This is a genomic window from Bacteroidales bacterium (assembly GCA_035299085.1).
Classification (GTDB): Bacteria; Bacteroidota; Bacteroidia; order Bacteroidales; family UBA10428; genus UBA5072.
In genome coordinates, this window is sequence record DATGXG010000002.1 from 19,406 (window position 1) to 32,421 (window position 13,016).

General features: G+C 42.7%; 16 protein-coding genes. 4 read left to right on the forward strand and 12 right to left on the reverse strand.

Features of this window, described 5'->3' with window-relative positions; genetic code table 11:
- Window positions 1–131: 131 nt before the first annotated feature.
- A complete protein-coding gene (locus VK179_00220; GenBank protein ID HLO57142.1) occupies window positions 132–1,037 on the reverse strand; it encodes a 4Fe-4S dicluster domain-containing protein in 906 nt (301 codons plus the stop codon).
- A 95-nt stretch (window positions 1,038–1,132) separates the two neighbouring features.
- On the opposite strand from VK179_00220, the gene VK179_00225 reads away from it, so the two are divergent.
- From VK179_00225 to VK179_00235, 3 genes are read left to right on the forward strand one after another with little or no spacing between them, the layout of a single operon-like run.
- A complete protein-coding gene (locus tag VK179_00225; protein HLO57143.1) occupies window positions 1,133–1,810 on the forward strand; it encodes a Crp/Fnr family transcriptional regulator in 678 nt (225 codons plus the stop codon).
- 48 nt (window positions 1,811–1,858) lie between these two features.
- Window positions 1,859–2,188 (forward strand): heavy metal-binding domain-containing protein, encoded by a 330-nt coding sequence (locus VK179_00230; GenBank protein HLO57144.1) that lies wholly within the window; start codon window positions 1,859–1,861, stop codon window positions 2,186–2,188.
- An 11-nt stretch (window positions 2,189–2,199) separates the two neighbouring features.
- Window positions 2,200–2,769, forward strand: a complete 570-nt coding sequence (locus VK179_00235) for a DNA-3-methyladenine glycosylase I (GenBank protein ID HLO57145.1) — start codon at window positions 2,200–2,202, stop codon at window positions 2,767–2,769.
- Between the two features lie 20 nt (window positions 2,770–2,789).
- Here the strand turns inward: VK179_00235 and VK179_00240 are convergent, their stop codons facing one another.
- From VK179_00240 to VK179_00255, 4 genes are all read right to left on the reverse strand, one after another.
- Window positions 2,790–3,032 (reverse strand): hypothetical protein, encoded by a 243-nt coding sequence (locus tag VK179_00240; GenBank protein HLO57146.1) that lies wholly within the window; start codon window positions 3,030–3,032, stop codon window positions 2,790–2,792.
- A 52-nt stretch (window positions 3,033–3,084) separates the two neighbouring features.
- Entirely contained in the window at window positions 3,085–3,747 is a 663-nt protein-coding gene (locus VK179_00245; GenBank protein ID HLO57147.1) for a hypothetical protein, read from the reverse strand.
- Window positions 3,744–4,604, reverse strand: a complete 861-nt coding sequence (gene lipA, locus VK179_00250) for a lipoyl synthase (GenBank protein HLO57148.1) — start codon at window positions 4,602–4,604, stop codon at window positions 3,744–3,746. The genes VK179_00245 and lipA overlap by 4 nt, the downstream gene beginning before the upstream one ends.
- Before the next feature lie 186 nt (window positions 4,605–4,790).
- A complete protein-coding gene (locus VK179_00255) occupies window positions 4,791–5,057 on the reverse strand; it encodes an acylphosphatase (GenBank protein HLO57149.1) in 267 nt (88 codons plus the stop codon).
- Between the two features lie 155 nt (window positions 5,058–5,212).
- Here VK179_00255 and VK179_00260 point away from each other — a divergent pair, with 155 nt between their 5' ends.
- On the forward strand, window positions 5,213–5,722 hold the full coding sequence (locus VK179_00260; protein HLO57150.1) for a glutathione peroxidase: 510 nt from the start codon (window positions 5,213–5,215) through the stop codon (window positions 5,720–5,722).
- 68 nt (window positions 5,723–5,790) lie between these two features.
- On the opposite strand, the gene VK179_00265 is transcribed toward VK179_00260, so the two are convergent.
- The 7 genes from VK179_00265 to VK179_00295 are packed head-to-tail and all read right to left on the reverse strand — an operon-like array spanning window position 5,791 to window position 13,015.
- Window positions 5,791–6,576, reverse strand: coding sequence for a tetratricopeptide repeat protein (locus VK179_00265; GenBank protein ID HLO57151.1), 786 nt, complete (start codon window positions 6,574–6,576; stop codon window positions 5,791–5,793).
- A gap of 17 nt (window positions 6,577–6,593) precedes the next feature.
- Entirely contained in the window at window positions 6,594–8,405 is a 1,812-nt protein-coding gene (locus tag VK179_00270) for a BatD family protein (GenBank protein HLO57152.1), read from the reverse strand.
- 17 nt (window positions 8,406–8,422) lie between these two features.
- Window positions 8,423–9,166, reverse strand: coding sequence for a tetratricopeptide repeat protein (locus tag VK179_00275; GenBank protein HLO57153.1), 744 nt, complete (start codon window positions 9,164–9,166; stop codon window positions 8,423–8,425).
- Window positions 9,163–10,212, reverse strand: coding sequence for a VWA domain-containing protein (locus VK179_00280; GenBank protein ID HLO57154.1), 1,050 nt, complete (start codon window positions 10,210–10,212; stop codon window positions 9,163–9,165). The genes VK179_00275 and VK179_00280 overlap by 4 nt, the downstream gene beginning before the upstream one ends.
- 10 nt (window positions 10,213–10,222) lie before the next feature.
- Window positions 10,223–11,221 carry a VWA domain-containing protein gene (locus VK179_00285; protein ID HLO57155.1) on the reverse strand — a complete coding sequence of 333 codons (999 nt, stop codon included), beginning with the start codon at window positions 11,219–11,221 and terminating at the stop codon, window positions 10,223–10,225.
- A gap of 1 nt (window position 11,222) precedes the next feature.
- Window positions 11,223–12,149: a hypothetical protein gene (locus VK179_00290; GenBank protein ID HLO57156.1), complete on the reverse strand. Its 927-nt coding sequence runs from the start codon at window positions 12,147–12,149 to the stop codon at window positions 11,223–11,225.
- On the reverse strand, window positions 12,146–13,015 hold the full coding sequence (locus VK179_00295; GenBank protein HLO57157.1) for a DUF58 domain-containing protein: 870 nt from the start codon (window positions 13,013–13,015) through the stop codon (window positions 12,146–12,148). Before VK179_00295 ends, VK179_00290 begins: the two co-directional genes overlap by 4 nt.
- Window position 13,016 lies beyond the last annotated feature (1 nt).

The window sequence follows — 13,016 nt, forward strand, 5'->3', positions numbered from 1 at the left end:
GTTACTAAACGTACTGACCAAACGAGTGCCTATTAAATTAGAGTAGCGTCCTGCCTGCTTGGTAGATTGCTTCGTCGCATAAAATACTGCTATAATCACAAATTTTTCAAGCTCCTCGCAATGACGAGTTCTCAAACCCATTCCTCCTTAATCACTTCTCCTTCAATGGATACCACCAGCATCTTAACCGGAACTTTGCGACGGGCGACGGAAACGGCCTGCTGCACAAGCCTCAGCAATCCACTGCAACAAGGCACCTGCATAATCATTACAGTGATCGTATTAATGGCAGCATAATCAATCATAGCTGTTATTTTATTCAGATAGGTTTCCTGGTTTGAATCCAGTTTCGGACATCCAATGGCAAGCGTTTTACCTTTCAGGTACTTACCGTGAAAATTACCCAATGCGTATGCCGTGCAATCCGCCGCAATCAACACGTCTGAGTTTCTAAAGTATGGTGCATTAGGATTAACAAGGTGCAGTTGAACCGGCCATTGTCTGAGCTCGCTTGAATTTATTTCCTCTGCTACCGGCTCTGCCATGGATAACCCGGCAAAAGTCTTCTGTGATTGGCTGCCTGTTGCGGTATGGCGATCGCGCTTGATTTCTCTTTCAGCACTGCCAGGGCAACCGCCATGGCAGCTGCCGGAATTATGAACCTCGCTGATAACTTCAGGTACACTGAAAGTGAGCTCGTTCTCATGCTGTTTTAAATAGCTGACTCCCTGTTTCAGAAATTCAGTTTCATTGTGGTCTTTCAGGTGCTTCAGATGTGCCACCACGGTGTTTTTTCCTTTTTTAACCATGATCTCCATGACACCGGTTTCATCATAAGCTTCAGCCTCGCGCTTTTCGATGCTGATGGCACCCTGTGGACAATGACCAAGGCAGGCGCCAAGTCCGTCACACATGAGATCACTGATGAGCCGGGCTTTGCCATCGATTATCTGCAGGGCTCCTTCGTGACAGCCGGGGATGCAAAGTCCGCAACCGTTACACAAATTCTCATCTATTTTAACAACTTCCCGTACCATTTTCCAAGTTTTAAATTTTTGCTTTGTAATTTTGATTCAAATTTAGGATGTGCACATCCGGATTTTTGTAACATATGTTACAAACCTTCATTTTTATGGAAAATTTTTTCAGGGCATTATCGCAAACGAATATCTTCAAAGGACTTACTGAAAAGGACATCAGTGATTTAATGACTGAGAAGCCTTTTCGGCTGAAAGAATATGGCAGGGACGAATACATTGCCTATAGCAACGACCTTTGCAATGATATGCTCATAGTGGTTGCCGGAGCGGTGAGAGGAGAAATGACTGATTTTTCAGGACGGAAGCTGAAGATTGAAGATATTCCAGCACCCCGCCCGCTGGCAGTGGCGTTTATTTTCGGCAGGGAAAACCGCTACCCGGTTGATATCATCGCAAACGAACCATCGACCATTATGGTCATCCCCCGCGATGTACTGATCTACCTGCTGCAAAAAAGCCAGGTGGTTTTGCGCAATTATCTCAACGCAATTTCAAGCCGAACCCAATTCCTTTCAAATAAGATCCGTTTCCTGTCTTTTAAGTCGATTCGTGAAAAGATTGCCAATTACATCCTTTCCGGATTAAAACCCGGAAACGATAAAATTATCCTTAATCAATCACAGACTGAACTGGCTGATTTTTTTGGAGTAGCCAGGCCTTCGCTGGCGCGGGCATTCGCTGAAATGGAACAAGAAGGCATGCTGAAGGTTGAAAGACGCGAAATCACCATAATAAATAAAGAAAAATTGAATAAATTGCTTGTCAATTGAACCATTTGGTAATTTAAAACTCTATTACATTACTTAATTTACATGATTATGCAGAACCTTATCGTCACTACCACCCCAAACCTGGATGGTAAGAAAATCACCCGTTATTATGGCATTGTCAGCGGCGAAGCGATCATTGGTGCAAACCTTTTCCGTGACCTGTTTGCAGGTATAAGAGATATTGTCGGAGGCCGCTCAGGATCCTATGAAGAAGTATTGAGAGAAGCCAAACAGAATGCGCTCAGCGAAATGGAAGAAAATGCACGCAGAATGGGCGCCAATGCCGTTGTAGGTGTTGACCTTGATTATGAAACGGTAGGCTCAAACGGCAGCATGTTGATGGTAACGGCTGCAGGAACCGCCGTGTTTGTTGAATAAAAAATAATAGTATGGATGAATTAAGCCGGTGCGGATGGTCAAGGAATTACCCGTTGATGAATCAATACCATGATGAGGAATGGGGTGTGCCTTTATATGATGAGAACAGGGTATTTGAGATGTTCTCCCTCGACTGCTTCCAGGCGGGGCTGAGCTGGAATACCATTCTGAATAAAAGGGAGGCATTCAGGGCAGCATTTGACAACTTTAACATTGACAAGGTTGCCCTTTATGATCAGCAAAAAATTGATTCATTAATGGCAAATCCCGGCATCGTGAGAAACCGGCTTAAAATTCCGGCAGTTATTCAGAATGCACGCATTGCACAGGAAGTTCGCAAAGAGTTCGGGAGTTTTTCGAACTACATCTGGAGTTTTTCAGACGGTAAAACAATCCAGAATCACTGGAAAGAAATGAAAGATATCCCGGTTACTTCAGCGGTTTCTGACGCCATGAGTAAGGATATGATCCGGCGTGGCTTTAAATTCGCCGGATCCACCATTTTATATGCCTTTATGCAATCGATTGGTATGGTCAACGATCATATAACGATGTGTTACAGGCATGCGGAATTATTATAGAGACGCGATGCATCGCGTCTCTACAAGACACCGTTTTTTTTCATTTCGGCAACAATTTCATCCACTGTTTTGGTTGAATTAGGCAACACATTCGGAGGACACATACCGACCTTTGTGGCTACCTGGAACCGCCTGCAGCGGTTCCGGCCTTCCTCACCGGCCAGGCAGTACTGTTTACGATATACTTCCGTAAATTCAGTCCCTTTAAGAATTCCATTAAAAATAGGGCAAGCAGGGGTTTTGGGGCATTGATTCATTTCCATATAGCGGGTTTTTGGTTTGTACTAAAATTACGAAATACCCGCCTGAATGTTGCTATAAACTACTCTTATTCTTTTCTTTATTACATTGCCGTATCATTTCTTCATTCTGCGTCCTGCCCCAGTCAGGTAAAAAAGAAGAGGTGACCTTATAGTCCCTGAACTTTTCTTCGGCCTTCATAAAAACAGGTAGCGCATTTTTAGCACCTCCTTTAAATACAGCAGGTGTATAATAAATATTGTTAGCCAGCAGAAAATATGCTCTTGGATTTGCTGAATCAACAGCAATTGCTTTTTTCAGTATGGATTCCGCTTTTTGCGACATGGTTATTGCCCTGCCCTCTGGCTCAATCTGCAGCCTCACCTGGTAAAGCAAAGCCTGCAATACTAAATTCTCAGGATCATCCCTTTTCAGAGCCTGCGCTCTGTCGATAAATGGTTGTGCCTTATCAAGCAAGGCATCCCTGAATTTCTGGTCACCATGCAACTGGCCCCCCAGTATATAGGAAAGCGCTGTATAGTAATTCGCCAGCCAGTGGGAAGGATTTTGTTCAGCCACCCTGGCAAAGTAACCGGCCGCTTCGGAATATTTTTCAGCTGTATTGGCAGCATATAAAAGTTTCAGTCCTTTATTATAAACCGACGAATCGGTTTCCGCCTGCGAATAGAGCCGGATTGCAGTGAAGAAAAGGAAAACAAGCAAAAGGGATTTTCTCATACTATATGTTTTTCCGCATGATAAGATGATCTTACGAGCGGGCTGCTTTCAACTACAACAAATCCTTTGCCAATTCCTATCTCATTGTACTTCTGAAAAACATCAGGATGGATGTATTCCGCTACCGGCATGTGATCAAGGGTGGGCTGCAGATACTGACCGATTGTCATCACTTTTACACCCGCCTCTAACAAATTGTCCATGGTTGCCAGAACTTCATCTTCTCGTTCGCCTAATCCAAGCATAATACCCGACTTTGCAGTGATCCCTGAATCAGCAATATGCCTTAAAACTTCGAGACTGATGTGATAACGGGCTTTGCTCCTTATCTGGCGACTTAAGCGTTCAACTGTTTCAAGATTATGGGAAATTACTTCAGGTTTTTCATCGATAATTCTCCCAACCAGTTCTTTGCGGCCCTGGAAATCGGGAATAAGCACTTCCATCGTGGTTTCAGGATTGACTTGTTTTACCCTCCTGATGGCGGCGGTCCATAATCCGGCACCCAAATCCTCCAGGTCATCCCTGTCAACCGATGTAATCACACAATGCTTCACACTCATTGTTTTTACGGACTCCGCCAGCCTGTCGGGTTCGCTCCAGTCGACTGCCAGTGGTTTTCCTGTGGGCACGGAACAGAATTTGCACCTGCGGGTGCAGATGTTTCCCAGTATCATGAATGTGGCTGTGCCGTGATTCCAGCATTCGCCAATGTTCGGACAGTTTCCGCTTGTGCAGATGGTGTGAAGATTCTGGCGGAGGACCAAATTTTTTACCCGGGAATAGGTTTCCCCGTTGGCCCGTTTCATTTTCATCCAGTGCGGAAGGCGCTGCCGTGTTATAAGATGGTTATCCAAGACGAAAAATTTATGCAAATATAGCGTTCATCTTATGAATAACAATCTCCCATCGGGTATGGTTGTGGAGGGGTGTTCGCTATTCGGTGTTCGGTGTTCAGAGTTCAGAGTTCGATACCGATTACTGATTCCCGATTGTCCATCCATTATTCATTATTTCATTCTTCATTCTTCATTCTTCATTCTTCATTTTATCACAAACTCCTCAAACCCTCTCACCTCCCCGTCCGTTAAATCCAGGTATTTTACATCAGCCCTGGGTGGTCCTTCCCAACACCAGGATATGAAAAGTTCCATCTGTTCAGGGGTGCTTTCGGCTTCAATGTATACATTTCCGTCCGGCAGATTCCTCACAAAACCGGTAACCGAAAATTGGCGGGCCGCATTCCGTGTGGCATAGCGGAAACCTACGCCCTGCACGCGACCGGTAATATGGATGTTTTTGTGTATCAAGATAGTGATTAGTGACTGGTGACTGGTGCTGGTTAGAACTTCAAATCTCAAACATCAAATTGTTCTAAACATTCCCGTCCGTTATCTGTTTTATCGTCAGTATACTAAATATAACAAAAATGAAAAAATTAGTTTTTCTTCTAACATTATTTTTTATGATTTCTGCACCACAATTTGCCCAACAGGCTAAATCTTTTTATGATTTTAAGGTTAAAGACATTGATGGTAAACCTTTTGATCTTTCATCACTGAAAGGTAAAAAAGTACTGGTTGTGAACACTGCATCCAAATGTGGTAATACTCCTCAATATTCCGATCTTGAAAAGCTTTACGAAGAATACAAGAATAAGAATTTCGTAATTATTGGTTTCCCCGCCAATAACTTCATGGGACAGGAACCGGGCTCCAATGATGAGATCAAGACTTTCTGTACGAAAAACTACGGGGTGACTTTCCCGATGATGTCAAAGATTTCGGTAAAGGGCAAGGATATGGATCCGCTTTATAAATGGCTTACTGAAAAAGAACTCAATGGAAAAATGGATTCAGACGTAAGCTGGAATTTCCAGAAATACATGATCGACGAAAAGGGTCAGCTTGTAGGTTATGCTAACCCAAAGGAAAAACCGTATTCTGAGAAGATTATGAATTGGCTGAAGAACTAGGCTGCAGGTCTTAGGCTGTGGACTATAGCCTATACATAATAGCCTATAGCCTATAGCCTATAACCTTTTCAAATCTCCTCCAGCGCCTCTTCCGGGATCCAGCCTGTATTTCCGTTTGCAATTTTGATTTCTTTCCAGTTCTGAACGCTGTCGCGTATCATTACTTTTGTTCCTTCATGCAGCACAAATACGTTGGTGCTTTGCTCATCGGGCGAGCTTCTTGCATTAACCGACGGAGTCATGATTATGCCACTTGAATGTTCTTTGATGTTTTTGATTCTGCCAAACATGAACAGAAAAGAAAGGGTTGTAAGAAAAATCAGGGAAATTCCTGTATTTAAACCAGTTCTTCTTAAGCCGGTATGTTGTCCGAAGTAAAACAAGGTAAATCCTGATAAACTGCCCATAAACAAGATAATACAGATAACAGCCCACTGATCGGGTGAAAAAACGCCTCTTAGAGCTTTTACCCACCTGATCATGAAAAACTCAGGAATCACATCTATTTTATCTACAATTTTCGCATTTGCAAGTGCAAGATTATGCTTTGTATCATCGTCTCCAGGTTTGATCTGAAGGGCTTTCTCATAATACAGAATGGCTGCTGCAACCTTATCCTGCTTGTACAGTGTGTTACCAAGGTTATAATACAGGTCATATGATTCATAACCGAGTTCCAGAATCCGACCGTAGTATTTTTCTGCCATTTCGTATTGACGCTGCATATAATACTCATTACCTTTAGCCATAAGTGAATCGGTAACGGCAGCTCCGGATACTTGAGATGCCGGAAAACAGGTCAGAATGGTAAGCACTGCCAATAAAAAATACCTGATTTTATAACACTGACTCATAGCCTGATTCATTCAATTTATCTTAGTTTCTGCTGAAGTGATGTAATAACCTTAATAGCATCATGATATAGCTGTTCTTTGTCAGTTTCGCCTGCTGAAAAGCCATACCTTGCCATTTCACAGTGATCAATAATCCGGAATAACTGGTCGATCAGTTCATCGCTGACTGATCTGTTCATCAGGGAAGTCCGGGCATTATCTTTGGACAGAACAGAAACAGGGATGCTCAGTTTATCACTGATATAGCCCCAAAGTGCTCCAAGCATTTCTTCATAGAATGCGGCGCTATTTCCCTGCTTCAACAATGTTTCACATTTTCTTAACCTCTTTCTCGCATACTGGTCAGCCTTTCTCAACTTCATACCAATTATATCAGCGTGTTGAGCTGAAATTCTTTTTCGGATGAGTACCAGGACAATGAATATGATAATTAACAGTACATAGGTCAGATAATACAATGCTGAAGTGGCGAGGTATGCCGACATGGTTTTGAGGGTGCCCTGTTTTGTTTTAATAAACCGTATATCGCTGTTCAGCAGTTTAACATCCTCTTTATTTGTTCCTGGTGCCATTGTAATTAGTGAATCACCCTGCCCCTTCTCAACAGTTACCGTATAGGATTCGGTTTTAATAGTTTTATACTGTCCTGCACGGGCATCGAAATAGGTAAATTCAACTCCAGGAATAGTATACTGCCCTGCCCTTTTGGGCATGATCATGTACTCAAAGCTTTTTGAACCGGAAAGAGCATTGTCCATCTTCGTGTTAATTACCGGATCATATCGTTCCATGTCATAAGGAACATTCACCACCATATCGTTGATGAGTTTCAGGTTACCGGTTCCGGAAATGACAACTTTCAGAGTAAGCGGTTCATTGGAGGCTGTCACCGTATTATTGAGTGAAGAACTGATTTTAAATAATCCTACCGCTCCTTTAAAAGTTGGAGGTGCATTGGGAGGAAGTGGCTTGACATTAATCTTTACAGGCTTGCTTTTAAGGGTAACGGGAATTTCCTGGATATCAGGAATTGAAAAATCATCGAAAAACGGATCCGCTACCCTGCGCCTTACTTCACGCCTCAGTGCTACGTCAAGATCAAAAGGTTCAACTGTCAGCTGGCCGGTTTTCTGCGGAATAATCAATACACGCCTGATCACACCGGTACCGAAAATATCACCGTTTACATTTTCACGCTCAAGGTTTCTCAGCGGCGGAGTTTCAATGGGTTCAGTAAAGAAGCCCGTAAAATCAGGTCCTTTAAAAGCCTGGTCAATACCGGCCAGATTTGTTTTCGTGTATATTTTAACTGTGGCCATGATCTGTTCACCTATGTAAGCCTCTGTCTTATCAAGCAGAAGCTTTACAAACAAATCATTTTCGCTCACCTGCCCGTTCTGCCGGGTTCCGGAACCTCCTGTATTCTGAGCGGGGGCTGATGATGACGCTGAGGCCTTCAATACTTCAACTGTAATCGGGTTCGATTTATAAACCTTGTTCTTTACCTTGATTGATGCCGGGCTGATGGTGAATTTACCTTCTTTGACCGCTCTCAGAAAATAGGTATACTGATAACTCGATGTGGTTGTAATCTTGCCATTGATTGAAGATACACTCTGGCTATGACCCTGGCTTGGTCCACCCAAAAGTTGAAAGTCGCGTAAATCAGGCATTGCAAATGCCGCCATTTCCTCATTTGCACTAAAAATAAGGTTAAACTGATCTCCTACTCGCAGCACATTTGGGGATGCCTCTGCAGAGAATTCAACATCCTGTGCCTTCAAAAATCCTGAAAAGATAAGTAATATGATAACCTGTAATGTACGCATGTTTAATTCCTGTTGTCTTACCAGTTTTTATCCAAAGGTGTTTTATGAATTTTTTCTTTCTTTTCCTGTACTTTTTGCATAACCTGTTTTTCTTCGTTCTCAAGGGCTTGCAGAATCCGTTCGGCATCTTCAGGAGAAATCTGGCCTTTAACTGATTGAGGCTGGCGGTTTTCTGCGTCCTGCTGCTCTTGCTGTTGCTGCTGTTCCGGGTTATCTTTCTGACTATCCTGATTGTCGTTTTTTTGATCCTTCTGGTCCTTTTGCTGCGGCTGGTTTTCCTGGTTCTGCTTATTTTCCTTGTTATTCTGATTTTGTTGCTGCTTTTGTTGCTGCTGCTGATTCTGAAGCATTTTCATTGCCAGCTGCAGGTTATGTTTTGCATCTACATCATGCGGATTCTTTCGCAGGGCATTTTTATAGGCATCAACACTCTCACTGTATTTTTTACTCTGAAACATAGTGTTACCAAGGTTGTAATAATACCTGGAAGCATCACTTGCATTTTTCTTTTTTTCAATAAGGGATGAGTATCTTCCTGCTGCCGCATCATACTGATTTTGTTTGTAAAGCGAATTTCCCAGGTTATAATCAGCCCTGAATGAAGCCGGATCTTTTTCAAGCGCTCTCCTGTATTCAACCTCTGCCTGCTGATATTTGCCATCTTTATAATCGCTGTTTCCCTTACGGACGTACTTTTTGCCCTGTTGTGAATACCCGCTCACAGCAAATAAGACAAGTAATATAAAAACGAAACCCCTCATAGCGAATTCCTTGAAACATCAAAAATCTTAAAATTCTTCAACCATTTATTCTTTCTTCCCAGGATCACAAATTCAACAACGAGCAAAACAAGAACAATCCATAATACACCCTGGAACTGCTGTTCATATTCGGAATACTCCGTCAGTTCTGCACCTGCTTTATCGAGTTTATTTAAATCGGCCATCAGGGTATTGAGTCCCAGGTCAACTGAAGTTGCTCTGTAATATTTGCCCTTTCCGTCACGGGCTATATCTTTCAGCATTTGCTCATTTAACCGGGTAATAATAAAATTTCCGTCTTTGTCGCGTTTAAAATCCCTCGAAAATGAATTGTTATCAGGATCCGGTATTCTGACACCTTCTTCTGAACCCATTCCAACTGTATATATTCGGATTCCCTTGTCGACGGCTTTTTGACATGCCTGTTCAACACCGCCTTCATGGTTTTCGCCATCACTAATAATCACAATGGCTTTACCGGCTTTCGACTGCGGATTAAACGATCGGATACCAAGATCTATTGCATCAGCTATAGCCGTTCCCTGTTTGGAGATCATCTGGGTATTTATTCCTGAAAGAAAAATCTTTGCCGACAGGTAATCGTTAGTAATCGGAATTTGGGTGTAGGCTTCACCGGCAAATACTATAAGCCCGATACGGTCATTCTGTAACCTGTCGAGCATTCTTGAAAGCTCATGCTTTGCACGTTCAAGCCTGTTTGGTTTTATATCCTCGGCCAGCATGCTGTTTGATACATCAAGGGCAACGATCACATCCACACCCTCGTGTTTTACCTGGGTAAGCTTTGAGCCGAAACGGGGACCTGCCAGGGCTATAATGATTAATGACACTGCTGCAAGAAGAAGGATAAACTTCAGATTGTTCCGAAATGATGAATAATCCGGAATCAGCACTCCAATCACTTCCGGATTACCCAGCTTTTTAAGGTCCTTCCTGCGACGGAACTGGTAATAAAGGTACATCCCCGCCAATACCGGCAGAATCAATAATAAGAGAAGATATATTTTATGTTCAAAATTAAACATTGCCTTTTCGTTATGTTACTGATCTTAAAACAGTATACCGCATTAATATCTCAAGAAGCAGGAATAACAGTGCGCCGGCAGCAAAAATCCCGAATTCTTCATGTTTCCTGGAATATTGCTTAACGTCAATTTTTGATTTTTCAAGTTTATCAATCTCGCCATAAATATCTTTCAGTTTCTGATTATTGGTTGCCCTGAAATAAGCTCCGTTTGTCATTGCAGATATCTGCCTCAGCATGGGCTCATCAATGTCAACTTCCATCTGCTGATATACGGTTCTTCCCCAGGGATCAACCATGGGAAAAGGCGCTGTTCCTATAGTTCCCACACCAATTGTATATACTCTCACACCAAATGTTTTGGCAATTTCAGCCGCTGTTATAGGATCAACAGATCCGGCGTTATTTACGCCGTCCGTAACCAGGATTACAACCCGGCTTTTAGCATTGCTGTCTTTGAGTCTTTTAACTGCATTTGCCAATCCGAGGCCGATTGCAGTAGACTGATCATCAATAACACCCACATTTATCTGGTGAAGCAAATTAAGCAATACACCATGGTCCGTTGTAAGTGGGCATTGTGTAAAACTTTCTCCACCAAAAACAACCAGGCCGATGCGGTCAGAAGGCCGGCCGGAAATAAATTCGGAGGCCACATCCTTGGAAGCTTCAATCCGGTTTGGTGAAAAATCGCCTGCCAGCATACTTCCCGAAATATCGAGTGCCAGCATGATGTCAATTCCCTGAACCGTTTCGTCCTGCCAGCGGTTGGTACTTTGCGGCCTGGCAAGGGCAATGATAAGTAGCATAAATACAAGCATCCTGAAAATAAAAGGAATGTGCCTCAGGTAAATCCGTATTGTTTTCTTTATTCCGGCAATTTGTGATACACCCGGCATTTGCATTTCAGCCTGTACCATCCTGTGCCTGTAGATATACCAGGCTATTGCCGGTACAACCAGCAACAACAGGTATAATATCTTTGGATTGGCGAATTCTATGTTATACATATCAGGATGGTTTATTTTCAGCCGAGGTTTCCTTTACAAATTCAATTGATTCCTCAACCTGCATGGCATTTTGTTCGGGATCAGGAATAACCTTGGCAAATTTCACATAATCTGCCAGCCGCAAAATGGCTTCGAGTTTCTTCGTTTCGTGCGTGTCTATCTTTTTTGACCGGAATGTATCCACAATTTCATCTGTCGTTTGCTCCATCGCCGCCATATCATATTGTCTTTCGATATAAGCCCTGAGTATCTCAGAAATACGGATATGGAAATACTTTATCCTGTTATTCAGCCATGGCTTTTCATTCTGCAGCTTTTCCAGATCACGCAAAGCTATTATACTGGCTGGTTCCTGAATCACCTGGTGGTGATAGAATACCGGCTCTTTTTTCTTTCTTTTTTTCAGCCACCGGATCAAAAGCCATGTGGCCAGAGCCAGTATAAATAAACCCAGAGCAAATGGAGCTACTTCCCTGATACCGATGGGTTCCCTGTAGATTCCCTTGATATCCCTGATCGTTGAATCGGCTTTTACAGAAAGCATCTGAAAACCTACCGGCAATGTCGACAGAGTGTCTTTCCGGTTATCTGAAGAAACAGCGAAGGGTAAAGCAGGAATTTCAAAGTACCCGGTATCAAAAACCGTGATAACCACCTCCTGGGACAGTGATAAGCCATCCGGGTTTTTTGAAGTATCAATTTTGGATTTTGAGATGATCTCAATCTGCTTATTTATTGTATCCTTCAGAACAGGAAAGGTGATATTCCATGATCCTGCCGGTTTGCTGACAACCAGTTTAAGTTTCAGCTGGTCGCCTATCAACGCCTTATTGGTATCGAGAAGAGCTCTTACGGCAACCTCCTGGTTGAATACAAAACCCGGATACAGGGCCAAAAGAATGAATATAAAAAAACTTCTTATTTTCATTTTGCCCTTTTATTAAACAACCGCATTAATGGTTTAACATAATCCTCATGAGCGGCTATTTTGGCAAAGTCCACTCCGTTCTTTTGCAACAAATCCACAGTGTCTTCCTGTTTTTTTAAATAATTTTCTCGGTAAGCATTCCTCACCGAAACACTGGATGTGTCAAGCCATGCCAAATCACCCGTTTCAGCATCTTTCACTTTAATTAACCCGACGGATGGAATTTCCTGTTCTCTCACATCATATACCCACAAACCGACAAGGTCATGTTTCCTTGCTGCAATTTTGAGTGCATCATCATAATTGTCATCTAAAAAGTCGGTAATCAGGAATGCCGTACTGCGTTTCTTGATCACATTCACAAGGTAACGCAACGGTATGGTAACATTGGTTTTGCGACTTTTTGGTCTGAAATCGATTAATTCACGGATAATCCTCAGGATATGCTGACGGCCTTTTTTAGGAGGGATGAACCGTTCGATTTTGTCAGAAAACATGATTACGCCTACTTTATCGTTATTCTGAATTGCGGAGAAAGATAATACTGCAGCTATTTCAGTAATCATCGCGGCTTTCAGTCTTGTCTGCGTTCCGAATTCTCCCGATCCGCTTACGTCAATCAGAAGCATAACGGTTAATTCCCGTTCTTCCTCGAAAACTTTTATATAAGGGTGATTAAACCGGGCCGTTACGTTCCAGTCAACACTTCTGAAATCGTCTCCATACTGGTATTCTCTTACCTCACTGAAAGCCATCCCCCTGCCCTTGAAAGCTGAATGATATTCACCGGCAAAAATCTGGCGTGACAGCCCTCTTGTTTTAATTTCAATCTTTCTGACCCGTTTCAGTAATTCAGTGGTTTCCATT

Coding starts and splice junctions, on each gene's coding strand:
- VK179_00235 (HLO57145.1), top strand. CDS start 2,200: ATGGATGAATTAAGCCGGTGCGGATGGTCAAGGAATTACCCGTTGATG.
- VK179_00295 (HLO57157.1), bottom strand. CDS start 13,015: ATGGAAACCACTGAATTACTGAAACGGGTCAGAAAGATTGAAATTAAA.
- VK179_00220 (HLO57142.1), bottom strand. CDS start 1,037: ATGGTACGGGAAGTTGTTAAAATAGATGAGAATTTGTGTAACGGTTGC.
- VK179_00270 (HLO57152.1), bottom strand. CDS start 8,405: ATGCGTACATTACAGGTTATCATATTACTTATCTTTTCAGGATTTTTG.
- VK179_00265 (HLO57151.1), bottom strand. CDS start 6,576: ATGAGTCAGTGTTATAAAATCAGGTATTTTTTATTGGCAGTGCTTACC.
- VK179_00240 (HLO57146.1), bottom strand. CDS start 3,032: ATGGAAATGAATCAATGCCCCAAAACCCCTGCTTGCCCTATTTTTAAT.
- VK179_00245 (HLO57147.1), bottom strand. CDS start 3,747: ATGAGAAAATCCCTTTTGCTTGTTTTCCTTTTCTTCACTGCAATCCGG.
- VK179_00275 (HLO57153.1), bottom strand. CDS start 9,166: ATGAGGGGTTTCGTTTTTATATTACTTGTCTTATTTGCTGTGAGCGGG.
- VK179_00285 (HLO57155.1), bottom strand. CDS start 11,221: ATGTATAACATAGAATTCGCCAATCCAAAGATATTATACCTGTTGTTG.
- VK179_00290 (HLO57156.1), bottom strand. CDS start 12,149: ATGAAAATAAGAAGTTTTTTTATATTCATTCTTTTGGCCCTGTATCCG.
- VK179_00230 (HLO57144.1), top strand. CDS start 1,859: ATGCAGAACCTTATCGTCACTACCACCCCAAACCTGGATGGTAAGAAA.
- VK179_00260 (HLO57150.1), top strand. CDS start 5,213: ATGATTTCTGCACCACAATTTGCCCAACAGGCTAAATCTTTTTATGAT.
- VK179_00225 (HLO57143.1), top strand. CDS start 1,133: ATGGAAAATTTTTTCAGGGCATTATCGCAAACGAATATCTTCAAAGGA.
- VK179_00280 (HLO57154.1), bottom strand. CDS start 10,212: ATGTTTAATTTTGAACATAAAATATATCTTCTCTTATTATTGATTCTG.